Origin of the sequence: Leuconostoc inhae (assembly GCF_019656015.1) — a bacterium.
GTDB lineage: Bacteria > Bacillota > Bacilli > Lactobacillales > Lactobacillaceae > Leuconostoc > Leuconostoc inhae_A.
The window spans coordinates 208362-234037 of record NZ_BPKW01000001.1; the positions used below are offsets into that span (position 1 = coordinate 208362).

At 38.2% G+C, this 25676-nt stretch carries 24 protein-coding genes; 22 read left to right on the top strand and 2 right to left on the bottom strand.

What is annotated here, in order from left to right; genetic code table 11:
* Positions 1-145 precede the first annotated feature (145 nt).
* The 6 genes from K5Q14_RS00985 to K5Q14_RS01010 all read left to right on the top strand — a co-directional run bounded on the left by K5Q14_RS00985 (position 146) and on the right by K5Q14_RS01010 (position 5960).
* The gene (locus K5Q14_RS00985) at positions 146-547 is read left to right on the top strand and encodes an EbsA family protein (RefSeq protein WP_220733968.1); all 402 of its coding nucleotides are present in this window, start codon (positions 146-148) and stop codon (positions 545-547) included.
* Complete coding sequence (locus K5Q14_RS00990) at positions 525-1451, top strand: RluA family pseudouridine synthase (RefSeq protein WP_220733969.1); 927 nt, start codon at positions 525-527, stop codon at positions 1449-1451. The genes K5Q14_RS00985 and K5Q14_RS00990 overlap by 23 nt, the downstream gene beginning before the upstream one ends.
* A gap of 48 nt (positions 1452-1499) precedes the next feature.
* Positions 1500-2027, top strand: coding sequence for a bifunctional pyr operon transcriptional regulator/uracil phosphoribosyltransferase PyrR (gene pyrR, locus K5Q14_RS00995; protein WP_220733970.1), 528 nt, complete (start codon positions 1500-1502; stop codon positions 2025-2027).
* A gap of 73 nt (positions 2028-2100) precedes the next feature.
* Positions 2101-3183 carry a carbamoyl phosphate synthase small subunit gene (locus K5Q14_RS01000; protein ID WP_220734145.1) on the top strand — a complete coding sequence of 361 codons (1083 nt, stop codon included), beginning with the start codon at positions 2101-2103 and terminating at the stop codon, positions 3181-3183.
* Positions 3161-5674 carry a carbamoyl phosphate synthase preATP-grasp domain-containing protein gene (locus tag K5Q14_RS01005; protein ID WP_220733971.1) on the top strand — a complete coding sequence of 838 codons (2514 nt, stop codon included), beginning with the start codon at positions 3161-3163 and terminating at the stop codon, positions 5672-5674. The genes K5Q14_RS01000 and K5Q14_RS01005 overlap by 23 nt, the downstream gene beginning before the upstream one ends.
* Positions 5667-5960 carry a DUF7671 family protein gene (locus K5Q14_RS01010; protein ID WP_220733972.1) on the top strand — a complete coding sequence of 98 codons (294 nt, stop codon included), beginning with the start codon at positions 5667-5669 and terminating at the stop codon, positions 5958-5960. The genes K5Q14_RS01005 and K5Q14_RS01010 overlap by 8 nt, the downstream gene beginning before the upstream one ends.
* Positions 5961-6042: 82 nt before the next feature.
* On the opposite strand, the gene K5Q14_RS01015 is transcribed toward K5Q14_RS01010, so the two are convergent.
* On the bottom strand, positions 6043-7278 hold the full coding sequence (locus tag K5Q14_RS01015; RefSeq protein ID WP_220734146.1) for an MFS transporter: 1236 nt from the start codon (positions 7276-7278) through the stop codon (positions 6043-6045).
* Positions 7279-7515: 237 nt separating this feature from the next.
* Between K5Q14_RS01015 and K5Q14_RS01020 the strand changes: the two genes are divergently transcribed.
* A complete protein-coding gene (locus tag K5Q14_RS01020; RefSeq protein ID WP_220733973.1) occupies positions 7516-9753 on the top strand; it encodes a RelA/SpoT family protein in 2238 nt (745 codons plus the stop codon).
* Positions 9754-9848: 95 nt separating this feature from the next.
* The gene (dtd, locus tag K5Q14_RS01025; protein ID WP_220733974.1) at positions 9849-10295 is read left to right on the top strand and encodes a D-aminoacyl-tRNA deacylase; all 447 of its coding nucleotides are present in this window, start codon (positions 9849-9851) and stop codon (positions 10293-10295) included.
* A 34-nt stretch (positions 10296-10329) separates the two neighbouring features.
* On the opposite strand, the gene plsY is transcribed toward dtd, so the two are convergent.
* A complete protein-coding gene (gene plsY / locus K5Q14_RS01030) occupies positions 10330-10947 on the bottom strand; it encodes a glycerol-3-phosphate 1-O-acyltransferase PlsY (protein WP_220733975.1) in 618 nt (205 codons plus the stop codon).
* Positions 10948-11148: 201 nt separating this feature from the next.
* Here plsY and parE point away from each other — a divergent pair, with 201 nt between their 5' ends.
* From parE to truB, 14 genes are all read left to right on the top strand, one after another.
* Positions 11149-13221, top strand: a complete 2073-nt coding sequence (parE, locus tag K5Q14_RS01035) for a DNA topoisomerase IV subunit B (protein WP_220733976.1) — start codon at positions 11149-11151, stop codon at positions 13219-13221.
* Positions 13222-13369: 148 nt separating this feature from the next.
* Positions 13370-15808, top strand: a complete 2439-nt coding sequence (gene parC, locus K5Q14_RS01040) for a DNA topoisomerase IV subunit A (RefSeq protein ID WP_220733977.1) — start codon at positions 13370-13372, stop codon at positions 15806-15808.
* A gap of 48 nt (positions 15809-15856) precedes the next feature.
* Positions 15857-16762 carry a manganese-dependent inorganic pyrophosphatase gene (locus tag K5Q14_RS01045; RefSeq protein WP_220733978.1) on the top strand — a complete coding sequence of 302 codons (906 nt, stop codon included), beginning with the start codon at positions 15857-15859 and terminating at the stop codon, positions 16760-16762.
* Positions 16763-16932: 170 nt separating this feature from the next.
* Positions 16933-17082 (top strand): 50S ribosomal protein L33, encoded by a 150-nt coding sequence (gene rpmG / locus K5Q14_RS01050; protein ID WP_002815032.1) that lies wholly within the window; start codon positions 16933-16935, stop codon positions 17080-17082.
* Between the two features lies 1 nt (position 17083).
* Complete coding sequence (gene rpsN, locus K5Q14_RS01055; protein WP_010384563.1) at positions 17084-17353, top strand: 30S ribosomal protein S14; 270 nt, start codon at positions 17084-17086, stop codon at positions 17351-17353.
* Between the two features lie 346 nt (positions 17354-17699).
* Positions 17700-18176, top strand: a complete 477-nt coding sequence (gene rimP, locus K5Q14_RS01060) for a ribosome maturation factor RimP (RefSeq protein ID WP_220733979.1) — start codon at positions 17700-17702, stop codon at positions 18174-18176.
* Between the two features lie 121 nt (positions 18177-18297).
* The gene (nusA, locus tag K5Q14_RS01065; RefSeq protein ID WP_220733980.1) at positions 18298-19389 is read left to right on the top strand and encodes a transcription termination factor NusA; all 1092 of its coding nucleotides are present in this window, start codon (positions 18298-18300) and stop codon (positions 19387-19389) included.
* A 65-nt stretch (positions 19390-19454) separates the two neighbouring features.
* Positions 19455-19757, top strand: coding sequence for an RNase P modulator RnpM (gene rnpM / locus K5Q14_RS01070; protein ID WP_220733981.1), 303 nt, complete (start codon positions 19455-19457; stop codon positions 19755-19757).
* Positions 19744-20067 carry a L7Ae/L30e/S12e/Gadd45 family ribosomal protein gene (locus K5Q14_RS01075; protein WP_220733982.1) on the top strand — a complete coding sequence of 108 codons (324 nt, stop codon included), beginning with the start codon at positions 19744-19746 and terminating at the stop codon, positions 20065-20067. Before rnpM ends, K5Q14_RS01075 begins: the two co-directional genes overlap by 14 nt.
* Positions 20068-22566 carry a translation initiation factor IF-2 gene (gene infB / locus K5Q14_RS01080; protein ID WP_220733983.1) on the top strand — a complete coding sequence of 833 codons (2499 nt, stop codon included), beginning with the start codon at positions 20068-20070 and terminating at the stop codon, positions 22564-22566. It begins immediately after the preceding gene.
* Positions 22567-22614: 48 nt separating this feature from the next.
* Complete coding sequence (gene rbfA / locus K5Q14_RS01085; protein ID WP_010687908.1) at positions 22615-22968, top strand: 30S ribosome-binding factor RbfA; 354 nt, start codon at positions 22615-22617, stop codon at positions 22966-22968.
* Between the two features lie 95 nt (positions 22969-23063).
* Complete coding sequence (locus K5Q14_RS01090; RefSeq protein ID WP_220733984.1) at positions 23064-24242, top strand: aminotransferase class I/II-fold pyridoxal phosphate-dependent enzyme; 1179 nt, start codon at positions 23064-23066, stop codon at positions 24240-24242.
* A 14-nt stretch (positions 24243-24256) separates the two neighbouring features.
* Positions 24257-24778 (top strand): PTS sugar transporter subunit IIA, encoded by a 522-nt coding sequence (locus tag K5Q14_RS01095; protein WP_220733985.1) that lies wholly within the window; start codon positions 24257-24259, stop codon positions 24776-24778.
* The gene (truB, locus tag K5Q14_RS01100; protein WP_220733986.1) at positions 24768-25676 is read left to right on the top strand and encodes a tRNA pseudouridine(55) synthase TruB; all 909 of its coding nucleotides are present in this window, start codon (positions 24768-24770) and stop codon (positions 25674-25676) included. Before K5Q14_RS01095 ends, truB begins: the two co-directional genes overlap by 11 nt.

The window sequence follows — 25676 nt, forward strand, 5'->3', positions numbered from 1 at the left end:
GATTAAAGTATACCTTGTTTTCCGAGAAAAGTTATCAAATGACAATCAAAATCCATGGTAAAATAGACTAAGGCATTGATTTCATAGATATATTGCTATTCCGTGAACAAGCCATATTTTATCGTGATGAAACTGGAGTAAAAAAATGATTCCTAAACGTGGATTCTTTCAACCACTAGATATAACAGGACAAATAGGTTGGCTTTGGTGGTTTATATTGTTTATGGCCGGTATCATAGTATGGAGTGAGACGGCCTTTAAATTAGAAATAGTGCCGATCGTTTATCTCTTACTGATGCTGGTACTAGGCATCGTAATTATTTTACGCCGTCGTATTTATGTTGCGGGTGCACAATTGTTTTTGGGACGTGTTTTTGTCTCAGATTACGAAAAAATTTCTCTTACAACAATGGTTAACTGGCAACTAAATGGCCGTGTGTTATCGTTTACACGTGCTGGCCGGTCGCGTAAATACTGGCTCAGTCAAAATATTGCAAAGCAAATTAAGGAATACATGACTACTCATGACAAAAAAGATAACAATTAATATCGTTGACCAAATAGGTCGTATTGATGTAATTTTAGCAAAAGAAAATTTACCATACTCGCGTACAACATTAGCAGATTGGTTACAAACCGGACATATTTTAGTAAATGGTGTTCAGGTGAAACGGGCCTATAAAGTAATAGCAGGTGATGTAATCAACATTTTACCACCAGAAGTGACAACGACTGAAATCATTGCTGAAAATATACCACTTGAGATTGTTTATGAAGATAATGATATTTTGGTTGTTGATAAACCTCAGGGAATGGTTGTCCATCCCGCTGCAGGACATAGCTCGGGTACATTAGTTAACGCCTTACTCTATCATTCGCCATTGTCTACAATTAACGGTGAATTTAGACCAGGTATTGTTCACCGTATTGATCGTGATACCAGTGGTTTATTAATGGTCGCAAAAAATGATCAGGCACATCAAGCGCTTTCAGCACAACTTAAAGCACATAAAAATGATCGCATTTATTATGCATTAGTACGTGGTGAGTTTGTTGAAAATTCCGGTACAATTAATGCCCCGATTGGTCGCCATAAAGTAGATCGTAAAAAACAAGCTGTGCAAGAAGGTGGCCGTGAGGCAATAACACATTTTGAAGTCATTAAACGGTATGTTGGTTATACATTGTTAAAAGTACGTTTAGAAACAGGTCGGACACATCAAATTCGTGTACACATGACATATATTGGTCATCCAGTGGTTGGTGATCCCGTTTATGGTTCTGCTCAAAATCTAGCTGGGGTAGTTCTGAAAGGGCAGATGTTGCATGCTAAAACATTGTCATTAACGCAACCAAAAACCGGAAAAGAATTAATATTTGATAGTGCACTGCCGAATTATTTTACAAATGCTTTAGCAACATTAACACCAATTATTCAAAACGATAATTAACTGATTTGAAGGGAGAAGTGTGTTGTTTAAATAACATACGCAACTATTATGACAAATAAAGAAGTACTTGATAATGCCTCATTACAACGGGCATTGACGCGTATTACATATGAAATTATTGAACGAAATAAAGGTGGACAAGATTTAATTCTTGTTGGTATTAAAACGCGCGGTGAGTTTTTAGCACAACGAATTGCTAGTCGTTTAGAACAACTAGAAGGTGTGAAAATTCCTGTTATGGCAATTGACATCACTAATTTTCGTGATGATGTTTTGAATCAAGACTATAGTCTTGGTTTGAATGAAGATGAAAAAAATAATATTGCTGATAAAAATATTGTTTTGATTGATGATGTCTTATTTACTGGGCGAACAATACGCGCTGCGTTGGATGCTTTGATACATATAGGGCGACCCAATAGCATTTCCTTGGCTGTTTTGGTAGATCGTGGTCATCGTGAATTACCCATACGTGCAGATTTTGTTGGTAAAAATATTCCAACAGCGCAAAATGAAAAAATCAAAGTACTGGTTCAAGAAATTGATGGCCGCGATGCCGTCGAAATCGTACATTAAGAGGAGATGTAGGTACACAGCGTTCGGAGTAACAATTTTCCTGATGATGTGGATTTACAAGTGTAAAAATATGATGCAACGTCACTTAATTCTTGAAGATGGGACGGTATTTCCGGGACTTGGTTTTGGCGCTCCGGCAACCACTTTTGGAGAAATTATTTTTCATACTGCCATGACTGGCTATCAAGAAATCATTACTGACCCAATATATGATGGGCAAATGATTGTTTTTGCGATGCCTGTTGTTGGCGCATCTGGCATTCATGCAGAAGCTTACGAATCAGTTAAACCAACTATTAGTGGTATGATCGTTCATGATTTAGCTGAAGTATCTGTCAATCGCCAACGCCGTATGAATTTAGACCGTTTTTTAAAGCAACATAATATTCCTGGACTATATCAAGTTGATACACGTCAACTGATTAGGCATTTACGTGAGACCGGACCACAAAAAGCGAGCATCGTTGATTTTGCGGATGAACATGCTATTGATCAATTGGTTGCAACTGTTTTGACGAATAAACAGGTTCAAAGCACTTCAACGCCAAAACCGTACGCTAATCCTGGCCGTGGCCGTCACATTGTTGTCATTGATTTTGGGCTAAAACATGGCATTTTGCGTATGTTAGGTGATTATGATGCTAACGTGTCAGTATTACCCTATACCACGAGTGTGGCAGAAGTTTTGACCTTGGATCCGGACGGCATTATTTTATCTACTGGTCCCGGCGATCCCAGAACCTTGCCAGACAGTGTGTTAACGTTAATTCGTGTTTTACAATCTAAAGTACCCATGTTAGGCATTGGCCTAGGACATGAATTATTTGCGTTAGCAAATGGCGCAGAACTGATGCCGTTACCCTCAGAACATCATGGTATGAACCATCCCATTCAAGAAATTATTACACGTCAAATTTTTTACGCAATGCAGGGTCAAGGTTATGCCGTGGATGCGTCATCCATTAACCGTAAAAAGTTATTTGTGACTTACCGTGATCTTGTAGACGGTGCAGTTCAAGGATTACGACATCGTGAATTTCCAGCTTTTAGTGTACAATTTTTTCCTGATGCTGCGCCAGGTCCGCTTGAAGCAACAACTGTATTTGCAGATTTCTTTGAAACGGTAGAAGATTATGTCGAACATTACAATCAATAATAAAATTAAAAAAATATTGTTTATCGGTGCTGGTGCTAATGATTTTGGTCGTGAAGCAGAGCATGACGCGGCAATCTATCAAGTGATGCCAGAATTACGAGGGCATGGGATTGAAGTTTTCGTAGTGGATGAAAATCCATACGCACTGTCATTGGAAAGTTTGGCAGCGACGACTTTTTGGCAACCATTAACGATTGGAAATTTAAAAAAAATAGTTCAAGAAAATAACATTGATACTGTTGCACCTTTATTTGGAGGTGAGGCATCTTTGCGCTTGTGGGCAGAGGTTGTACAAAGTTGGGAGCATGGCGATGGGCCGGTACCAAATACACTTGGGCTGAGCATTGAGATGTTACTTAAAGTGAATAATATCCCGGCGTTGACCGCCTATATGGCTAAAAATGGGTTACCTGTCATCAATAATTACGTGCTGAAAGCACAAGATGAAGCTAACGAACTATTACGTGAATTACAGTTACCATTGATGATACGTGCGTTACATCCAAACCAAACGAATACACGTCATGTGGTGGAACGTTTAGATGATTTTGAAGATGCAATTAATCTTGCAAAATTACAATCTGTTACGCAAGAGGTTATCATATCTAAAGCAATTAATGGCTTAAAAGAAGTTAGTATAGAGGTGCTGCGCGATTTTCGTGGCAATAAAATGCAAATTGGGGCCAGTGAGGACATGGATCCTATCGGCATTCATACCGCAGATTCGCTGAGTGTGTCACCCATCTTAACTATTCAAGATCAGTTGATTAGTAAAATGTGTGATTATGCATTTAGAGTAGCCGACATACTGCAATTACAAGGTGTCATGCATGTTCAATTTGCCGTTGATGATGATACAAATAAAATTTATATTATCAAAGTATCACCATACATTGATCAAATGGCCACACGTATGTCATTAGCCACAGGATATCCTACGATGCTTGTGACGATTAACCTAGCACTAGGTGTCGCGCTGGAAGATATTGTTTTGCCACATAATTTTGGTATAAACACGGCTATAATGGAGCCAATGATGGATCATGTCGTTGTTAAGTTACCTGTGTTTCCATTTGGCGAATTAGCTCAAGCAGGTGTGCATGTCAAAAGACAACTCAATAGTGTACAAAAATCTATCGGCACAACGCTTGGTTTTGGTCGAACATTTATTGAAGCGTTAGAAAAAGCGATTCGATCAGCTCATTTTAATAATGCGAGTTTTTCGCCAACGAATATGGCACATATTAATGATGATGAATTGATTCAGCAGCTTATTCATCCACAAGATAATCGTGTTCTATTATTAATTGAAGCGATTAAACGGGGTTATGAAATTGATGAATTGGCAGAATTAACGGCTATTGATGAATTCTATTTTTATCAACTGAAACATTTGCATAAATTGGAAAAAGAGGTTGAGGCGGATATAGATAGCATTAAATCTTTACGACGTGGTAAAAAATATGGTTTATCTGACGGATTGCTCGCGCGTTTTTGGCATACAGATTTTAACATTATTCGAACCTTAGCAAAAGAAAACCATATTGACGTTACTTACAAGGCGGTTGAGCCTTCTGCTGGTGAATTCCCTGAAAATGCACGCCAATATTATGCGACCTATGAAGCGGAAAATGAATCGGTACAGATTAACGCAGACTCAGTGTTAGTTATTGGGTCTGGTGCTTTTAGAATGGGAGACGCCGCTTCAGGAGGCTATGCCACGACAATTACGATGTCTGAATTACGTCGACTACAGTACCCGACGATCATTATGAACAATAATCCCAGTGATGCAACCTTACTACCACATTTGGCTGATAAGCAGTATCTAGAACCGCTTGAAATATCAGATGTCATGCGTGTAGTGGAGTTGGAAAAACCAAAAGCTATTGTGATTCCAGGTAATCGTCGTAAACTAATTAAGGCTTTGCGAGACTTAGGACAACAGGTCATCATTTTGCCAAAGGAAAAACATACACCAAGTGGTCCAAACGAAAACCAATCAGAATTTGCATTAAATATATTTTATGATGGGCAAAATATTTATCCCATTAATTTTACGCAACATATGGCAGGTGAAGTGCGTATTATTCCCCAATTTGCAGAGTTACCACACGACATAGCTCAAAAAGAAATAGATAGTCCTGGTGTTTATCAAATTATTTGGTATCAAAATATAATCACATGGATCGACACGATTGATGTAGCAGATATTGTTCATGATTCTTGGTTGCGACCTATGCCATTTGGTCAAATTGCTTATATGACAAAAGTAATGAATGTACAATGGATAAGATTAACTATACGGGCGGCGCTGCATGAACTAACTAATCAGGATGTTGCAACATTAGAAGCAATCAACCAGCAACCAATTACTCAGCCACTGAGTATGATAGCTGCTGATGTAAATTATCGTTTGCATCTGCAACCCAGCGAAGTGATTGATGGCACAAGATTTGAAATAGGTGTTGGTGTGAACTATTATGAGTGATAGTAAAAAATATGATACAAATTTATTTACTGGTGTTATGGTAGAGCAGGACGCTTCGGGTCTTTATCAACCGAAAACTGGTGCTAAACCAAATGTTTGGCGAACTGGTAAACATACGAAAGGCCAATTTAAAAAAATTGGGCAGGTTTTTTTAACAGAAAAAGGGCAAGCCATAAGCGTCCTAAATGTTGACAAATTGTCTTTTAACAAACGACATAACTATATCTCTTTACAGCGTTGGACTGACGAACAAGTTAGTTTAGAATTATTAACAGATTGGTTATGAAATCTAATCAGTAAAAAGTGCCTACAGAAAATGTCAATCTTAATTTCTGTAAGCACTTTTTCATGTTGTTGCTGAATTCACTTTAGGCCGATTTATGTTGTAAACGGCGCGTTGCTATATTAAACGATATTGCGTTGATGACGATAACAATGGCACTGAAAATAAATATACCACGATAATCAAATAGACTTGCAATTAATGCACCAAACATGGGACCCATAACTGATCCTAGAGATTGGAAACTTTGGTTGTAACTAAACATGCGACTTGTCATTTCAGTGGGCGAGTTTTTTGCTAATAAGGTTTGAATGGCAGGTAACATTGTGGCATCACTAATGCCAACCAAAAAACGAAAAAACATCAGCATGCTAATACTTGTGACAAATGCTGTTGGTAGAAAGGCAATAACGGCTATCATAAAACCTATTTTAATCATACGATCAGTGCCTATATGGTCACCGATACGGCCAAATGGCGGGGCAGCTATAACTGTCGCGATACCTGGCATGGCAGCAACAATACCAGCAATAAAAGTTGTATTTGAGGCGTTATGTATTAATTCACGGACAAACAAACTAATGATTGGATTGATGGCTGTATTCACAGTTTGGACTAACATAGTTGTTACAAATAGGCCAATAATCAGTTGTTTATTTGGGATATGTGCCCAGAGGCCTTTAGTTGAAGTGCTAGCAATAAGGGGTGTTGATGTATGAGGTATTTCTTTGACTAAAAATAATGTCAGTAAAAATACTAAAAACAAAATGATACCAGTGATATGAAATGATGTGCGGTAACTAAAAAAAGTAGCCAAAGTACCGCCAAATAAAGGGCCAATCAAATTGCCTGCAGTCATGCCAGTGACTAAAATACCTAGTGCCTTGCCAGCATGTTTTTTCGGTGTTTGCGTGGCAACAAGTGCATTAGCGTTTGATATAAAACCACCCATGCCACCTTGTAGTGCCCTTAAAAAAAGCAGTTGCCAAACATTTGTCACATTACCCATTAAAAATAATACAATTGACATGCCAAGTGCAGCACGTAATAGCATTAATTTGCGACCTTTTTTGTCAGCGAGTTTACCCCAAAAAGGAGACACAATTGCTGTTACAAGAAATGAAATGGCAAATACAGCACCGGAGTAAAAGCTTAATTCGTTTTTACTGAAAGTACCTAGCGTATCAATGTAAAGTGATAAAAAGGGCATGACTTCACTTAGAGCAATGCCGGTCATAAACACACCAAACCAAAGGACAAAAACATTTTGTTGCCAAATTGGTTCAGATTCATTTAATGTATTGTTGTGAGCCTCAAACATCTGCATATTCCTTCTTAAAAAATGATATTACTAGTTTATGCTTATTTATTAAAATATGCACACTCTAAGACTAGCCTTGTGAAAATATTAAAATTTTATTATAATTAAATTACGCATAAAAAACGTCAAAAGGCACACTGCGGTTTTTAAAATAGTGATGTGTCTTCCGGAATATATGAAGGGAAATATGTTGACATTGGCGCCAAATATGGTTGTCAAAGGGGCATACTTAAAATTATGGCAAAAACAAAAAAATATACAGGCGAAGAAGTACTCGCCTTAGTTGGACAGTACATGTCTGACACAGATACTGCAAAAGTTAAGGCTGCATATGAATGGGCATCAGATTTACATAAAGAACAGTTACGTAAATCAGGTGAACCTTATATTATTCATCCTATTCAAGTTGCTGGTATTTTAGCTGAATTAAAGATGGACACAGCAACTGTCATATCTGGTTATTTGCATGATGTTGTTGAAGACACACCAGCAACGCTTTCAGATGTTGAAGCAAAATTTGGTGCAACAATTAGTCAAATAATTGACGGCGTCACTAAAATTAGTAAAATTCAGTATAAAAATTCCCAGGAGCAACTTGCCGAAAATCATCGTAAGTTACTTTTGGCGATGTCAAAAGATATTCGTGTTATTATCGTTAAACTAGCTGATAGGTTGCATAATATGCGAACTTTAGGTGCATTACGCGAAGAAAAACAACATCGTATTGCAAGTGAAACTTTAGATATTTATGCACCATTGGCTGATCGATTAGGTATTAGTACAATTAAGTGGGAACTTGAAGATTTGTCTTTAAGTTATTTAAATCCAGAAAAATATCATAGCATTGCATCACGGATGAATATGAAACGTGATGAACGTATTCGTTATGTACAAGAAGCAGTATCTGAAATTGAAGCAGCAATTCAAGACCTTGAATTGCTGCATGTCGATGTTTATGGTCGACCAAAGCATATTTATTCAATTTATCGTAAAATGACGGATAAACATAAGGCTTTTGAAGAAATTTATGATTTATCTGCGGTACGTGTCTTGACAGAAACTATTCCAGATACATATGCTGTACTTGGTGCGATTCATTCGAAATGGATGCCCTTACCAGGTCGATTCAAAGACTATATTGCGTTACCAAAGGCCAATGGTTACCAAAGTTTGCATACCACGGTGATTGGCCCAGGTGGTCGGCCATTAGAGGTGCAAATTAGAACACACACAATGCACGAAGTGGCTGAATTTGGTGTGGCAGCACATTGGGCTTATAAGCAAAACAAAGGTGTCAATAAAGAAGTTAAAGTTAATGACCATAGCCAACAAGCGCTAAATGTCATTCAAGGTATTTTAGAGTTGCAAGAAGATGCAAAAAATGCTGAAGATTTCATGGATGGCGTGCAAGGTGATTTATTTAGTGACCGGGTATATGCGTTTACACCACGAGGGGATGTTTTTGAGTTAGCTAAAGGTGCCGGACCACTTGACATGGCTTTTTCAATTCATACGAATGTGGGTATTAGAACAACCGGTGCGAAAATTAATGGGCGCATTGTGCCACTTGATTATAAAATTAAAACTGGCGACATTATTGAAATTATAACAAGCGCAACCGCAAAACCGAGCCGAGACTGGTTAGATTTAGTTTCCACACGTCGTGCACGCAATAAAATTAAACAATATTTTAAGCAGTTAGATCGTGATGATAATATTGAAGCTGGTCGAGAATTGGTAACCCGCAACTTGCGTGATACTGGTTTTAATCCAGCAGAGCTTTTAACGACAGAGAACATAGAAAAGACAGCTGAGGCGCTACATTACCATTCATATGATGATATGTTTGCAGCGATTGGTTATGGAGATGTTGCGGGTCCTGGTGTGGCGAACAAATTGACTGAGGGTATCCGTGAAGCGAAACAAGAAGCGGAAACAGCTGAGTTACAGCGTGAGTTACTTGAAGAAGGACACGAAATTAAGCGTAGCGAAACTGCACTAACGCAACGTCAAAAAGGGACAGCAGATGATATTGTGATTGCTGGTGTTGATAATCTGCTAATCCGTTTGGGTCGTTGCTGCACACCAGTTCCTGGTGATCAGGTGATTGGCTATATTACCAAAGGACGTGGTATTTCTGTTCACCGAGTTGGGTGTCCCAATATTCGTGCAGCAGAAACACAGGGACAGCGCTTAGTTGATGTCCAATGGGAAAATGAGGAAGGCTTAAAGCCTAATTATGACGCTGATTTGACAGTTCACGGTGAAAATCGTAATGGTTTGCTCAATGATGTGTTGCGTGCTGTTAATGGCCGTACAAGATTTGTGAATTCAGTTAACGGACATGTGACCAAAAATGGTATGGCGCAGGTGTCATTGTCACTTGGTGTCAAAAATAGTATGCAGCTCAATGGTATTATGGATGCGCTAAATACACTGCCTGCGGTTTATGATGTTGAACGGGCTTTTCACTAAGATTCATAAATATTTTTAAAGTAACCATTATTTGTGTTGCTATGATCTAATAAAATTTTGTTAGTAAATATGATTGAAAAAATGTAGAGGTAAAAATGAAAATAGTATTACAACGTGTGACACAAGCAAGTGTCAGTATTGCTAGTAATAAAGTTGGTGAAATTGATCATGGATTCGTTTTACTTGTTGGTGTGGCAGAAAATGATAGTCAATTAGAAATTGATTATCTCGTCAGAAAAATTAGTCAATTACGTGTGTTTGAAGATGATAACGAACGTATGAATTTAAGTATTCAAGATGTAAAGGGTGCCATACTGTCTATTTCACAGTTCACATTATTTGCTAACACTAAAAAAGGCAATCGGCCTAGTTTCACTGATGCGGGAGCACCAGAATTTGCCTCTCGTATGTATGATCATTTTAATGAATCACTGCGTGCAGCTGGGTTATCTGTCATAACAGGTGAATTTGGTGCTAATATGCAGGTGTCATTGGTTAATGATGGGCCAGTTACGATATTATTTGATACAGCACATCAATAAAAAATGGTAAGTTGCTTAAGCAACTTACCATTTTTTATTGATGTCGATGTTTACGAATACGATTATATAAGCCAAATGGTACCGTGCTTTCTGTACCATTTTTAATACGAGCAATGTTTGAACGGTGTCGATAAAAAACGAATACTGTCAATATAATAGTAACGATTGTTAAAATTAAGTCGTGGTAAAATAATGATATCAAAACTGCGAAACTAAAACTAATCATAGCACTCATAGAAACCATTGAAGTTAGCAGTAATACTAAAATAAATACACTGATGGCTAAAATAAAAAAATAAGGGTTATAGGCTAACAGAACGCCAGCTGAGGTAGCAACGGCCTTGCCACCTTTAAATTTGATCCAAATTGAAAATGTATGACCGATAATAGCACCAACACCAACTAACATTGGATTAATGTTACTGTTGAATAATAAAGGTAGTAGGCCAGCTGCAGTACCCTTTAATAAATCAAGTGCTAATGTTATAATTCCGGCTGTAGTACCTAGAACACGAAATGAATTTGTTGAACCGACATTACCAGAGCCTTCATCGCGGATATCTTTATGATAAAATAATTTACCAATCCAATATCCGGGCATTAAAGAGCCAAGCAAGTAAGAAAAAAGAAACATTAATATCGTTGAAAACATGATTTGAACTCCTCATAATGGTGCGTTAACATAAATTTAATTTTAGCATAAAAATAGATAGTAGAGGGGGTAACTTAATCAAATTAAAATATTTATACTTGTCAGAATGGATTTTTTCATCTATGATAATATAGATTGACGCGCGATGATTAACAATTGTGTTGTCGTGTGTGTATGAAATTAAGAAAGATATGAGTATTCATGGCAGAAAAAAACCATTATGATTCAGATTCAATAAAAATTTTAGAAGGACTTGAGGCAGTTCGTAAACGTCCAGGTATGTATATCGGCTCAACAGATGGCCGTGGTTTGCATCATCTAGTTTATGAAATTGTCGATAATGCCGTTGATGAAGCTTTAGGCGGCTATGGTCATGATATTCAAGTGACAATTCACGAAAATAACGCCATTACTGTGCAAGACTTTGGTCGTGGCATGCCCGTTGGTATGCATGAGTCTGGAAAACCAACACCTGAAGTCATTTTGACTGTGCTCCATGCTGGTGGTAAATTTGGACAAGGTGGTTATGCGACATCTGGGGGGTTGCATGGCGTTGGTTCCTCAGTTGTTAATGCCTTATCTGAAAGCTTACAGGTGACGATTGTTCGTGATGGACACAAGTGGCAAGAAGATTTTATTAAGGGTGGACAACCAGTAGGTACTTTACGTGATTTAGGTGTGACTAAAGAACCTAGTGGCACAAAAGTAACTTTTAAACCAGATTCAACTATTTTTAGTGCTACGGTTTATAAATATGACACTTTATCTGAACGGTTGCGCGAATCAGCTTTTTTGATGTCAGGTGTTAAATTTAGTTTAACTGATGAACGGGTGAAGCCTAAAAGAGTTGAAACGTATCATTATGAAAAGGGACTAGAGGCTTTTGTTGGTTTCTTGAACGAAGAAAAAGAAACCATTGGCTCAATTATGACGTTTGAAGGGCAACAAGATGATATTGCTGTTGAAGTAGCTGCGCAATATAATGACGGTTACTCAGAAACATTGTTATCATTTGTTAACAATGTACGTACGCAAGATGGTGGTACACATGAAGTTGGTTTTCGTACAGCATGGACTAAAGCGTTTAACGAATATGCTAGGAAAGTTAATTTATTAAAAGAAAAAGATAAAAATCTTGAAGGTACTGATGTTCGAGAAGGATTAGCAGCTGTTATTTCATTACGTGTCCCAGAACAATTTTTGCAATTTGAGGGTCAGACTAAAGATAAGTTAGGGACACCAGAAGCACGTGGGATTGTTGATGCTGTTGTTAATGAAACTTTAGGACGATTTTTAATGGAAAATGGTGATTTTGGTCAAAATCTCATTCGAAAAGCAATTCGAGCACGTGAAGCACGTGAAGCGGCACGTAAAGCGCGTGACGAAAGTCGGACAGGCAAGACAAAAGGTCAAAAGGATCGCCTGCTGTCAGGCAAGTTAGCACCAGCACAATCAAAGAATGCTGAACATAATGAATTGTTTTTGGTGGAAGGTGATTCTGCCGGTGGTTCAGCCAAACAAGGTCGAGATCGTAAGTTTCAAGCGATTTTACCGTTACGTGGTAAAGTTTTAAACACAGAAAAAGCAAAACTCGCTGATATTTTGAAAAATGAGGAAATTTCAACGCTGATTTACGCTATAGGTGGTGGCGTTGGACCTGATTTCAAGGTTGCTGATACCGCATTTAGTAAGGTTATTATTATGACCGATGCTGATGATGATGGTGCACATATACAGACGTTGCTTTTAACGTTCTTTTATAAGTATATGAGACCATTAATTGAGGCAGGCCGAGTTTATATTGCTTTACCGCCATTGTATCGTGTTAAATATGCATCTAAAAAATTCGATGATAAGTTTGCATGGACAAATGACGAATTAGAAACGATTACAAATCAAAATGATGCCCGTTACGAATTAACTCGTTTTAAGGGATTGGGTGAAATGAATGCACCGTTATTGTGGGAAACAACGATGGATCCTGAATCACGTACGTTAATTCGTGTGAAAATCGATGATGCTGTGCTTGCTGAAAAGCGTGTGACAACATTGATGGGAGATAAAGTTGAACCACGACGTGAGTGGATTGAAGCAAATGTCCACTTTACGTTAGATGAATCGGGATCAATCTTAGACGCTGTTGAAGGTTATGACAGTAATGCCAGCGATATTTTCGAAAAAGTACGTAACCACGAAAACATCGATTCAGTTTCAAAAAATGATACAAAAATAAATGAACCCGTAATTACAACATGGCAAAATGGCGATAAATAATTATTTTGCTGTATGTCAAAAGGCTTTAACGGTGAGACAGTAATCTGACTAGATGTTGATATACCGTGTACAATTGTATACGGTATTTGCGTAGTAATTTTATTTGAAAGGAAATGTGTCTATTAAGTAATAATAGGCAATCTTATATATGGCAGATCGTATAACTGAACTTTCACTCGAAGCAGTGATGGGCGAACGCTTTGGGCGTTATTCAAAATATATTATTCAAGAACGTGCATTACCAGATATTCGTGATGGTTTAAAACCCGTACAACGACGTATTTTATTTGCGATGGATCAAGATGGCAATACATTTGACCACCCTTATCGTAAATCAGCAAAATCAGTTGGTAATGTCATGGGAAATTTTCATCCTCATGGTGACTCGTCAATCTATGAGGCAATGGTTCGGTTGTCACAAAACTGGAAAGTACGCGAGCCTCTAATTGATATGAACGGTAACAACGGTTCTGTGGATAATGATCCAGCGGCAGCTATGCGTTATACTGAGGCGCGCTTGTCAAAAATTGCTGGGGAAATGATGACAGACCTAGGTCAAGAAACTGTTGATATGGTTTTGAATTTTGACGACACGACGTATGAGCCAACAGTTTTACCATCACGGGTTTTGAGTTTATTCATTAATGGCGCTACGGGTATTTCGGCAGGTTATGCGACAGAAATACCGCCACATAATTTAAAAGAAATAAATGGTGCTTTAACTTATTTACTTGATCATCCAGAAGCACCTTTGTCTGCGCTGATGCGTTATGTGAAAGGACCAGATTTTCCAACAGGTGGCATTATACAGGGCCTTGATGGTATTAAAAAAGCTTATAAAACTGGTCGCGGTAAAATTGTTGTTCGTGCCAAAACAGCCATTTCAGAAATAAAGGGTGGCAAAAAGAAAATTGAAATTACTGAATTACCATACGAAGTCGTAAAATCAAATTTAGTATCGAAAATTGATGGTATCCGTTTAAACAAAGAAGTTGCTGGTATATCTGAAGTTCGCGATGAATCTGATCGGGAAGGCATGTCCATTGTTATTGAACTAAACAAAGACGCTAATGCTGCTGGTATATTGACTTATTTATTTAAAAAAACAGATTTGCAAATTGCTTATAATTTTAATATGGTGGCAATCCATGATCAAAGGCCCGTTCATGTGAGTCTGAAACAAGGGCTGGAAGCTTTTTTGAACTTTCGTAAAGAAGTCGTTTTGAAACGTTCAGCATATGAATTAGCGAAGGCTCAGGCCCGACAACATATTGTTGAAGGTTTGATTCGGATGTTGTCGATATTAGATGAAGTCGTGGCGACGATTCGTGCCTCAAAAAATCGAAAAGATGCCACACAAAATTTGATTGATAGTTATCAGTTTACACAACCACAGGCAGAGGCAATTGTCACACTACAGTTGTATCGTTTGACGAATACGGATGTCACACAGTTAGAGGAAGAATTTGCGACGCTTGCGGCTAAAATTGTGCGTTTAAACTTAATTATTACTGAATCATCAGCATTGAACGATGTTATACGTGATGAAATTGCAGAAATAACAACAACTTATCGTTCACCGCGTCGATCAGAAATTGAAGCTGAGGTTGAAACTCTCGTCATTGATTCAGCTGTTACTATTGCTGAAGAGGATGTGCAGGTACTGGTCTCTCGTAATGGGTACTACAAGCGTGCATCATTACGATCTTATAAAGCTTCAGACTCTGATAATGGTTTGGCAGAAGATGATCTAGCTATCTTTGAAGGCCAACTCAATACTACACAACATTTGTTCATGTTTACTAACAAAGGAAATATGATTTATCGCCCAGTCCATGAATTACCAGATTCAAAATGGAAGGATACTGGCGAACATTTTTCACAGCAATTATCAAATTGGCATGCAGACGAGTTTGTGATTAAAGCTATTGCTATTGATAATCTTGAGCAAGAAGGTGCCTTTACTGTTGTGACAAATGATGGTTTTATCAAACAGACAGCATTAAGTGATATGTTACCAAAGGCTTACAAGAAAAAAACGAGCATGGCAATTAAACTTAAGACAGATGCGAGTTATGTCGTTAGTATCGCTTATTTCAAACAGATTGATCAACAAGAGGTTTTGCTGTTATCGCACAACGGCGTGGGTCTGCGATTTAAAGTGACGGATGTACCAGAAATTGGGCCACGTACGGCTGGTGTTAAATCAATGGACTTACGTGGCACTGATACGATTATAGTGGCATTATTTATTACTAATGATTTACAACAAGTGGCAATTGTAGCTAATAATGGTGCGTTTAAATATATGCCAGTTTCAGAAATCAATCGTTCAAAACGTGCAAATAAAGGCCTATTGATTTTTACACAGAAAAAAACAGTAGCCTATCATGTTGCTGCAGCGACTATTTTTGATTCTCATGAAACAGCACTGCAGATTTTGACAACACGTTGGCAAATTCAAGAGTTGCAATTAAGTGATTATCATCCATCGCAACGCATTGGTAATGGACAATATGTTGTCGATGTTAAAAAAGATGGTATACCTTGGTTGATTAAGCCATTATCGATTCATGCGACAAAATAAGCTTTTTTTGCTAAAATAGAGTTATAAACTTTTAGGAGATACAAACGAATGGCTAAGACATTAGTTTTCGGGCACAAGAACCCAGACACTGACACAATCGCTTCAGCAATTGCTGCAAGTTATTTATTAAATAAACTTGGTGGTGATACAGAGGCAGTGGCGCAAGGCACACCAAATGCTGAAACGCAGTTTGCATTAGATTTTTTTGCGGTCACTGCGCCAAAAATTATTACATCAGCCAACACTGAAACTGTTGTCCTAGTTGATCATAACGAGGCTGCACAATCCATTGATAATTTATCAGAAGTTACTGTTGAAGCTATATACGATCACCATAAATTCGCGTTCACAAATAGTACACCATTGTATATTAATGCCAAACCTTGGGGATCAGTTGCAACAATTCTATACTATGAATTTAAACAAGCAACTATCGAAATTCCTTCAAAGATTGCTGGCCTGATGGCCTCAGCTATTATATCCGATACGTTATTACTAAAAAGTCCGACAACAACGCCTTATGATAAGCCAGCATTAGAGGCATTGGCCGTTATTGCTGGTCTTGATAATTATGAAAAATATGGTTTGTCGCTGTTGAAAGCAGGAACAGACTTATCATCACGAACTGATAAAGAACTTATTGATGGGGATGCAAAGTCCTTTGAAATAGGGGGCCATAAGTTTCGCATTGGGCAAGTCAATACAGTAGACATTACCGATGTTTTGACACGCCAGTCAAGTATTGAGGCAGCTATGGTTGCAGAAAACTATGAAGATTTCTTATTTGTCATCACTGATATCTTAAACTCAAATTCAAAAGCGATATATCTCGGGGATGCTACGACAGCCATTGAATCAGCTTTTGGTGCCAAAATCACTAACAACGTGATTGATTTACCTGGTGTTGTTTCACGTAAGAAACAGGTTGTCCCACCGTTAGAACAACAATTTTAAAAATTATATTGAAAAAATGTTTGGCTGTTCAGCAATAAAATAAGTTTTACCGAACAAATTTTCGTTTGAATTTTTAAAATGACTTTACACCACCCACATGTTCATGTATAATAATTATTTGTATTGACAAGCAAATAATTTTAACAAACCACACACTAAGGAGTAAGAATATGCGTATTCACGTTGTTCTAGGAAATGATGAAACTGGCGAACGTATTTACTTGACGTCTAAAAATCGTCGTAATACACCAGATCGTCTTGAGTTAAAGAAGTACTCACCAAAACTTCGCAAAGTTGTAACATTTAAGGAGATTAAGTAAAATGGCAAAAAAGTCAAAGATTGCAAAAGCGCAAAAGCGTGAAGCTTTGGTTGCGAAATATGCTGACAAGCGTGCCGAATTAAAGGCAGCAGGTGATTTTATCGGTTTGGCTGCTTTGCCAAAGGATTCATCTCCTGTACGTGTACACAACCGCGACTGGATTGATGGTCGTCCTCATGCTTATATGCGTGAGTTTGGTATGTCACGTTTGAACTTCCGCCAATTGGCACACAAGGGTCAAATTCCTGGTGTTCGTAAAGCTTCTTGGTAATTATTTAAAGTTTCGTCATTAACGTAACTTACACCGTAAGCGTTACGTGGGCACGTTAAAAGTCAATTATTATAGCATCAGCTAAATACAGTGACTGCCTCAATGAGCAAAGCGAATGGGGTCATAAAGGTTCACAAACTAGTAAAAATCACAGTGATGTGATTTTTTTGTTGTATCATTGAAATACCTGTTTGCAATTTGTTGACGTTAGCGTTATAATTATAGTTGTTAATTTACATAGCTTTTGTAAATGAGCGGGTCACATCCGATGCGGCCGGCTCATTTTTTATGGGATTGGCACTTGCTTACAATAAATATTAGCAATCCATCGGGAAGGGGTAGATAAATGGTAAATAAAGTTGAACAAAGAATCATAGATTTGATTACGCCAATTGTTAATAGACGAAATGAACTGTTATGGGATTTGACGTACACTAAAGAAGGTGGCCAAAAGATTTTACGCATCTTATTAGATAAGCCAAACCATGAATTTATAACAATGGCTGATTTAACAGCTTTCACACAGGAAGTTAACGAATTTTTGGATACAACTGACCCTGACCCTATTCCAGAGGCATACTTATTAGACATTTCATCACCTGGTGCTGATCGACCGCTAAAGCAACCTTGGCATTTTCAATGGGTACAAGATGGTAACGAAAATATTTTAGTGTCACTTTTTGTTGCAAAAAATGGTCAAAAAAAATGGCAAGGAAAGATCAAGTCATTAAATGATACTGGGTTAGTTTTGTTAACCGATGATGGTGAAATAATTCTTGATTTTGATGAAATTGCAAAAGCAGTGTTGGATATCCAGTTTTAACATAAATGTGTGTATTGGTAATTTTAAGCCTGTACTTTGGATAAAAACTGTGAAAACAGAGTTACTATGAAAATACAGCAAGTATCAGTAGATACTCTACTAATTGAATGAGGATAGGCGAATGAGTAAAGAACTAGTCGATGCGCTCGATGCCCTTGAAGCCGAGCGTGGAATAGAACGTGAAATTGTTGTTGCAGCACTTGAAGATGCTTTGAGAGCAGCTTACAAGAAGCAATATAATGCTGAACAGAACGTTGAAGCAGTGTTTGATACAAAAAAAGGAAACGTTGCAATTAAACAAGTCAAAAATGTCGTATTGGATGACGATTTTGAAAATGAAGATACAGAAATTAGTCTAACAGATGCGTTAGTTATTAATCGGGCATACGAAGCGGGCGATGAAATTCGCTTTGATGTGACACCCAAAGATTTTGGCCGTATGGCTGCCCAAGCAGCAAAGCAAGTTATTGTACAAAAAATGCGTGAGGCAGGTCGTGAAGCAATTTATAATAAATTCGCTGATTACCAGGATGAAATCATTACTGGTGAGGTTGACCGACAAGATGCACGATTCTTGTATATGACATTACCTGGAAATCAGGAAGCTGCCATGGCACCAAACGATCAAATGCCAAATGAGCGTTATCGTATGGGAGACCGTATCAAAGTTTTGGTAAACAAGGTTGAAAATAACGCGAAAGGACCACAAATTTTTGTCTCGCGTACGGCACCGGATTTGGTAAAACGTTTATTTGAACAGGAAGTACCTGAAGTTTACGACGGCACGGTTGAAATCATGAATATTTCGCGTGAAGCAGGTGATCGCTCAAAAATAGCTGTCTATACACATGATACAGACTTGGATCCTGTTGGGGCTATGGTTGGACAGCGTGGTGCACGAGTACAAGCTGTTGTTAATGAACTTGGCGGCGAAAATATGGACATCGTTGAATGGGTTGAGGATGAAGCGCAATATATCGCTAATGCGTTGAACCCTTCAGAAGTAGCAGATGTTATCTTTAACCCTGAAAATGAACGTGCAGTAACGGTCATTGTTCCCGATAATCAGTTGTCACTGGCAATTGGGAAAAAAGGTCAAAACGCTCGTTTGGCTGCAAGATTAACAGGTTTTAAAATTGATATTAAATCTGAAAGTGAAGCAGCAAATAACTTACCAAATCAGTCACCTTCAAAGGATGAAAGTGGCGAATAAACTTTAGAAGGGAAAATGTCTGTAGCTTTGTTTTTTTGTAAAGCTGGCAGGGCATATTAAATATAATGAAACCTAGAAAAATACCAATGCGAAAAGATATTGTTACAGGTGAAATGTTTCCCAAAAAAGATCTTGTTCGTGTGGTTCGTGATAAAGAAGGAAACGTTAGCTTAGATCCAACTTCGAAAGCTAATGGCCGAGGTGCGTATGTCGGACTGGATCGTACCATTGCTGCTGAAGCTAAGAAAAAACATATTTTTGATCAGGCGTTTGAGATGAAAATACCAGATGAATTCTATGATGAACTTATTGCGTATGTTGATCATCAGCAAGCGCGTAAGGAGTTGTTTGGTCATGGTAATAAGTAAAGACGAACAAATATTAAATTTGCTCGGATTAGCGATGCGCGCTGGTAAGTTAGTGTTGGGTTCTGATTCAACATTAACAGCTATTCGTGGAAATAAAGTTCAAATGGCTTTTTTCCCTAGTGATGGTGGTCAAAGCCAAAGTAAAAAGTTTGCTGATAAATCAAGTTTTTATAATGTGACACTGATTCAAGACTATACCAAGAGACAATTAACCGATGCTATCGGAGTAAATCGCAGTGTATTTGCAATTGCTGATCGTGGATTTAGTCGGAAAATTAAACAATTAATTTCAGAAAAGGAGCGGAACTAAATGACAGAAGAAAAGAAATTCTCAGGGTCAAACCGTCCTGCAAGAAAACAGGCAGTTCCAGAACGTAAAGAATTACCTGCCTCACAACGTCGTCATGCGGCAAAATTGACAGATGGAACAACGGTAACACCCAATAATACATCATCATCTCGCCCAAGTAAGCCAGCACATTCAGGGCAAGGGCAACAAAACCGTACAGCCAATCAGAATCGTACGAACAATACAGGTGCTGGTAGTGGTGCTAACCGTTCAAACAACGGTGGGCAAAATCGCAATAGTCGACCTGGATCACGTGTTCGAGCAGCAGAAGGCCGTCCTGCAATGCGTGAGACAAAAAACTGGTCAACAAAGCCGCGTGAAGGTCAAGTAGACTATTCAAAGCAAAAAGACAACAGTTTAAAACAGTATGTGAGCGACAATGAAAAGCGTAAACAAGCTGTAGCTGCTGCTAAAGAGCCAAAAAAACAGAATCCAGTGGCAAAGCCAACTGAAACTAAAAAAGTAGAACCTAAAGTAGCCAAACCAACAACTGCAGCAGCAACTGGTGCAGGTAAATTTGGCGGTGCATTAGCTTCTGGAAATAATTCGGCACGTAATAATTCTCGTAAACGTAATACAGCTGGAACTGGACAACAGACACCACGTCGTAATGATAAGCCTCGAGGTTCAAAGAAATCACGTCGTATTGCTGCTAAACGAGGACCTGTTGCACCAGTAACGGAACGTAAGAAACAACCATTACCTGAAATCTTAGAATATCGTATTGGTATGAACGTTCAAGATTTGTCTAAATTATTGCATCGTGATACAGCTGAAATTATCAAAAAGCTATTCCTGCTTGGCATTATGACAAACCAAAATCAATCACTTGATACGGATACCATTGAAATTTTAGCAGCAGATTATGGCATTGAAGCGCAAGTTAAAGCAGCAGAAGATGTTGCCGATATTGATCGTTTCTTCGATGATGATAGTATTGATGAAGGTAAGTTAGTATCACGTCCCCCAGTTGTCACAATCATGGGTCACGTTGATCATGGTAAAACAACTTTGTTAGATTATCTACGTAATTCGCATGTTACTGAAGGCGAAGCTGGTGGTATCACACAGCATATTGGGGCTTATCAAACTCAGTTAAATGGCAAAACAATTACCTTCTTAGACACACCTGGACATGCTGCCTTTACAGAAATGCGTGCACGAGGCGCTAATGTCACAGATTTGACAATCTTAGTTGTGGCAGCAGATGATGGTGTTATGCCACAAACAATTGAAGCAATTAATCATGCTAAAGCTGCTAAAACCCCTATCATTGTGGCTGTTAACAAAATTGACAAGCCAGGTGCAAAACCAGATGATGTAATGAATCAATTGATGGCCTATGATTTGGTACCTGAAGAATATGGTGGCGACACAATATTTGTTAAAATATCAGCTAAATTTGGACAAAATGTTGACGAATTGCTTGAAATGATACTATTGCAGGCTGAAGTACTTGAATTAAAGGCTAACCCTGATATGCCAGCACGCGGTTCGGTTGTTGAGGCGCGTTTGGATAGAGGTAGAGGCCCAGTTGCAACCGTATTAGTACAGCAAGGTACAATGCGCGTTGGTGATCCTATCGTTGTAGGTAATACCTATGGACGTGTACGAACAATGACTAATGAACGTGGCGTTGAGCTTGAAGAGGCTTCACCAGCAACACCTGTTCAAGTCACTGGCCTAAATGACGTGCCACAAGCAGGCGATCGTTTCATCGTTATGGCTGATGAAAAAACGGCACGCGCAGCAGGTGAAGAACGCGCAAAGCGCGCACAAGAGGTTATTCGTAATTCGGGCGCAGTTGTTACGTTAGACACATTGTTTAGTACTATGTCTGAAAAGGCAATGAAGACTGTACCAGTTATTGTTAAGGCTGATGTTCAAGGATCTGTTGAAGCCTTATCTGGTTCTTTGAAGAAAATCGAAGTAGATGGTGTACGTGTAGATATTATTCATACAGCTGCTGGTGCGATTAACGAATCGGATGTTACATTGGCATCTGCTTCAGGAGCAATCATTATTGGGTTTAATGTTCGTCCAACACCTTTGGCAAAATCTCAAGCTGATTCTGAGAAAGTTGATATTCGTTTTTATAATGTTATTTATAATGCGATTGATGACGTTGAAGCAGCTATGAAGGGTCAACTTGAACCAGTTTATGAAGAAAAGGTTATTGGAACAGTGACGGTTAAAGAATTATTCAAATTCTCTAAGGTCGGAATTATCGCTGGTGCCATGGTTGAAGAAGGTAAAATTACCAAAGAAGCTAAGGTTCGTGTTATCCGTGACGGCGTTGTTGCATTTGATGGTGATATTGCCTCGCTACAACGTGGTAAGGATTCAGTTAACGAAGTTAAGATGGGATTTGAGTTTGGATTTACAGTTGCTAAGTATAATGATGTTAGAGTTGGTGACGTTGTTGAAGCTTATGTAATGGCAGAAGTTAAGGCAAAGTAATATTAGTGCTATTGCTTTAATCCAATATTTAGAAAAGAGGCAAAAGTTATGGCTAATCCACAACGAGCAGGTCGCCTCGCACAAGAAGTACAACGTGATGTAACAGCCTTATTGCTTAAGCGTATTAATGATCCACGTGTGCAAGATGTTACAGTAACTAGCGTAGAACTGTCTGGTGATTTGCAAATTGCAACAATTTATTATTCAATTTTGTCTGATCTAGCAAGTGATGGTAAGAAAGCACAAGCTGGTTTAGAAGCTGCTAGTGGATTAATTCGTAAAGAACTAGGTTCACGTTTAACAGTTTACAAAACACCAGAGTTGAAGTTTGTGCGTGATCAATCTGTTCAATATGGTAATCATATTGAAGATTTGATTCGTAAATTACATTCTGAAAATTAATAATTGTTCATAATTTAACGCTACCTTTAAAGGGTAGCGTTTTTTGTGTTAAAATAGAATTACAATAATCTGATTAAAAATAAGGAATTTAAAAAATGACTAATTTGATACAACCATTAAACGCAATAATCACTGAAATGGCGCCAGATAAGTTACTGGGATTTCAAAAGGCAGTACGAGATATTCCGGGTATTTTAAAATTAACATTGGGTGAACCGGGATTTTCAGTAGATGAACGCATTAAAAAAGCAGCTGTTTCTGCAATTAACAGTGACCGTTCTCATTATGCAGAAAGTCAAGGAGAACAACTGTTAAGGATAGAAGCAGTTCATTATTTTAATAAACTATATCATTTAAACTTTCATGGTGAAGAGAATGTTATTGTGACATTAGGTGTGAGCGAGGCAATTAATGTTGTTTTAAATACTTTATTGGGTGTAGGTGAAGGATTATTAATGCCTGAACCAACTTATGGTCCTTACTTTACGTCACTGGACTTAGCGCATGGTACAAAAATAGCAATTGATACAACGTCGAATCGCTTTAAATTAACACCAGAAATGGTTGATAAAGCAGTAGCTAGTGCGACAGTTCCAGTGCGTGCTATTTTGATGAATTATCCTGCCAACCCAACTGGTGTGACATATTCGCGTCAAGAAGTAATTGCATTGGCAGAAACATTTAAAAAACATAATATTTGGGTTATTTCTGATGAAATTTATTCATTGTTAACATATGATCAAGCACATGTGTCTTTTGCAGAAATTATTCCGGAACAGACAATTTATATTAATGGATTATCAAAGTCACATGCTATGACAGGCTATCGTGTTGGATTTATCTTAGGGGCAGCTAATGTAATCGCTGAAATGCAAAAAGTACATGGCGCATTAACCTTTGCCATTCCAACTTTTATTCAAGATGCTGCTTTAGTTGCTTTACGTGATGTATCCGACACGCCAATAATGATGCGTGATGCCTATAAATCACGTCGTGACCGTATTGTGCCACAATTACAAATATTAGGATTTGATGTGGTATCACCGGAGGGTGCGTTTTATGTGTTTGCCAAATTACCTACTGATATAGGTGATGATGGTGACGAATTTGCATTGAAATTGGCGCATGAAGGCAAGGTAGCCGTTATCCCAGGATCGAGTTTTAGTGAAGAAGCAAAAGCATATGTTCGAATTTCTTATGCAGCATCCGATGCTGATTTGGACGAAGGCATGCGACGATTGACAGCGCATATTAATCAACTGCGCGGAAAATAAATAAGAGGCAATTTATGAATTGGTGGCAAAATGTATTTAATCAGAGAAACAAGTATAATCGCGTTAAAACAACTGGGCAAATGAATGCTGTTCATGTTGCTCGTAAATCAGAATTTCCGGTTGTCGTTGCGCCTGTAACAGGTCAACTACAAAAAATGGATGGTGACAGCGATAAAGGGCATAGTAAAAATGGCTTTATGATGTTACCAGATGGCAATAATATTATGTCCCCAGTGTCAGGGATTGTAATGACTTCTGATGAGAATACTGTGACGATTCAAAGTGTGCATCATGATAAAGTGACAGTTCAAGTGCAAGTACGCAATGAAACATTGCAAGGCACACGTTTGGCAACTTATGGTACAGGTCAACAACTACATGCGGGTGATTTGATTGGAACTACGCATGCAATGGGGCAAGATGATGTCCGCGTTTATGTATTGTTTGAAGACACTGTCGTGCCACACGTTAATTACGGTGCTGTGTATGCTGGACAAAGTGTTTGGCAATACCAAGAGGGTACAGATGCAACATAATAATAATATCGATGGTTTGATTGTTGTTAATAAACCACGTGGTGTGACATCGTTTGATGTTGTTGCCAAAGTTCGTCGGGCAATTGGTCAAAAAAGGGTTGGGCATGCTGGTACGTTAGATCCAAATGTTGAAGGCGTTCTCGTGATTGCTCTTGGTAAAGCTACGAAATTAATAGATGAACTGCAAAATAGGCCTAAACGTTATGTTGGCAGTGTTGTATTGGGCTTTGCGACGGAAACAGAAGATTTAGATGGTGATGTGATATCAAAAATTGACATTGACGTGCCATTTACTGATGCTACAATTGATAACGCTATAGCCAATTTAAATGGTACTATAAAACAAGTGCCACCCATGTTTTCAGCTGTTAAAGTTGGTGGTAAACGACTTTATGAATATGCGAGAGCAGGAGAAACAGTGGAACGACCAGTTCGAGAGGCAGTAATTTATAATTACAAACGTACTGGTGCTACTGTTTACGAAAATAGGCAACAACATTTTGATTTTGAGGCAACTGTTTCCAAAGGAACTTATATTCGAACTTTAGCAGTAGATACTGGCCGACAGCTTGGTGTTCCTGCTACAATGAGCAGTCTGACGCGTACAATGGGTAGTGGTATAACAAGTGCCCATGCTACGAATTTAGACGACATTGTGACTATGGCACAATCAGAATTATTAAAACTAATCATACCAATAAAGGATGTACTGACGTGGCCGACAAAAGCGCTTTCAGATGATGAATGGTTTGCTGTTAAAAATGGTCAAAAGATAGCAATATGGCCTGCAAGTGATACTTATTTGCAACTTACGTATCATGATGAAGTTAAAGCAGTGTATGCCTACAATAAAGAAGATAGTGTCTGGCAATCGCGTTACGTGTTTACGAATGAATAA

Excerpts from the sequence above, each read along its gene's own strand:
- K5Q14_RS00985 (WP_220733968.1), top strand. The coding sequence starts at position 146 with ATGATTCCTAAACGTGGATTCTTTCAACCACTAGATATAACAGGACAA.
- K5Q14_RS00990 (WP_220733969.1), top strand. The coding sequence starts at position 525 with ATGACAAAAAAGATAACAATTAATATCGTTGACCAAATAGGTCGTATT.
- pyrR (WP_220733970.1), top strand. The coding sequence starts at position 1,500 with ATGACAAATAAAGAAGTACTTGATAATGCCTCATTACAACGGGCATTG.
- K5Q14_RS01000 (WP_220734145.1), top strand. The coding sequence starts at position 2,101 with ATGCAACGTCACTTAATTCTTGAAGATGGGACGGTATTTCCGGGACTT.
- K5Q14_RS01005 (WP_220733971.1), top strand. The coding sequence starts at position 3,161 with ATGTCGAACATTACAATCAATAATAAAATTAAAAAAATATTGTTTATC.
- K5Q14_RS01010 (WP_220733972.1), top strand. The coding sequence starts at position 5,667 with ATGAGTGATAGTAAAAAATATGATACAAATTTATTTACTGGTGTTATG.
- K5Q14_RS01015 (WP_220734146.1), bottom strand. The coding sequence starts at position 7,278 with ATGTTTGAGGCTCACAACAATACATTAAATGAATCTGAACCAATTTGG.
- K5Q14_RS01020 (WP_220733973.1), top strand. The coding sequence starts at position 7,516 with ATGGCAAAAACAAAAAAATATACAGGCGAAGAAGTACTCGCCTTAGTT.
- dtd (WP_220733974.1), top strand. The coding sequence starts at position 9,849 with ATGAAAATAGTATTACAACGTGTGACACAAGCAAGTGTCAGTATTGCT.
- plsY (WP_220733975.1), bottom strand. The coding sequence starts at position 10,947 with ATGTTTTCAACGATATTAATGTTTCTTTTTTCTTACTTGCTTGGCTCT.
- parE (WP_220733976.1), top strand. The coding sequence starts at position 11,149 with ATGGCAGAAAAAAACCATTATGATTCAGATTCAATAAAAATTTTAGAA.
- parC (WP_220733977.1), top strand. The coding sequence starts at position 13,370 with ATGGCAGATCGTATAACTGAACTTTCACTCGAAGCAGTGATGGGCGAA.
- K5Q14_RS01045 (WP_220733978.1), top strand. The coding sequence starts at position 15,857 with ATGGCTAAGACATTAGTTTTCGGGCACAAGAACCCAGACACTGACACA.
- rpmG (WP_002815032.1), top strand. The coding sequence starts at position 16,933 with ATGCGTATTCACGTTGTTCTAGGAAATGATGAAACTGGCGAACGTATT.
- rpsN (WP_010384563.1), top strand. The coding sequence starts at position 17,084 with ATGGCAAAAAAGTCAAAGATTGCAAAAGCGCAAAAGCGTGAAGCTTTG.
- rimP (WP_220733979.1), top strand. The coding sequence starts at position 17,700 with ATGGTAAATAAAGTTGAACAAAGAATCATAGATTTGATTACGCCAATT.
- nusA (WP_220733980.1), top strand. The coding sequence starts at position 18,298 with ATGAGTAAAGAACTAGTCGATGCGCTCGATGCCCTTGAAGCCGAGCGT.
- rnpM (WP_220733981.1), top strand. The coding sequence starts at position 19,455 with ATGAAACCTAGAAAAATACCAATGCGAAAAGATATTGTTACAGGTGAA.
- K5Q14_RS01075 (WP_220733982.1), top strand. The coding sequence starts at position 19,744 with ATGGTAATAAGTAAAGACGAACAAATATTAAATTTGCTCGGATTAGCG.
- infB (WP_220733983.1), top strand. The coding sequence starts at position 20,068 with ATGACAGAAGAAAAGAAATTCTCAGGGTCAAACCGTCCTGCAAGAAAA.
- rbfA (WP_010687908.1), top strand. The coding sequence starts at position 22,615 with ATGGCTAATCCACAACGAGCAGGTCGCCTCGCACAAGAAGTACAACGT.
- K5Q14_RS01090 (WP_220733984.1), top strand. The coding sequence starts at position 23,064 with ATGACTAATTTGATACAACCATTAAACGCAATAATCACTGAAATGGCG.
- K5Q14_RS01095 (WP_220733985.1), top strand. The coding sequence starts at position 24,257 with ATGAATTGGTGGCAAAATGTATTTAATCAGAGAAACAAGTATAATCGC.
- truB (WP_220733986.1), top strand. The coding sequence starts at position 24,768 with ATGCAACATAATAATAATATCGATGGTTTGATTGTTGTTAATAAACCA.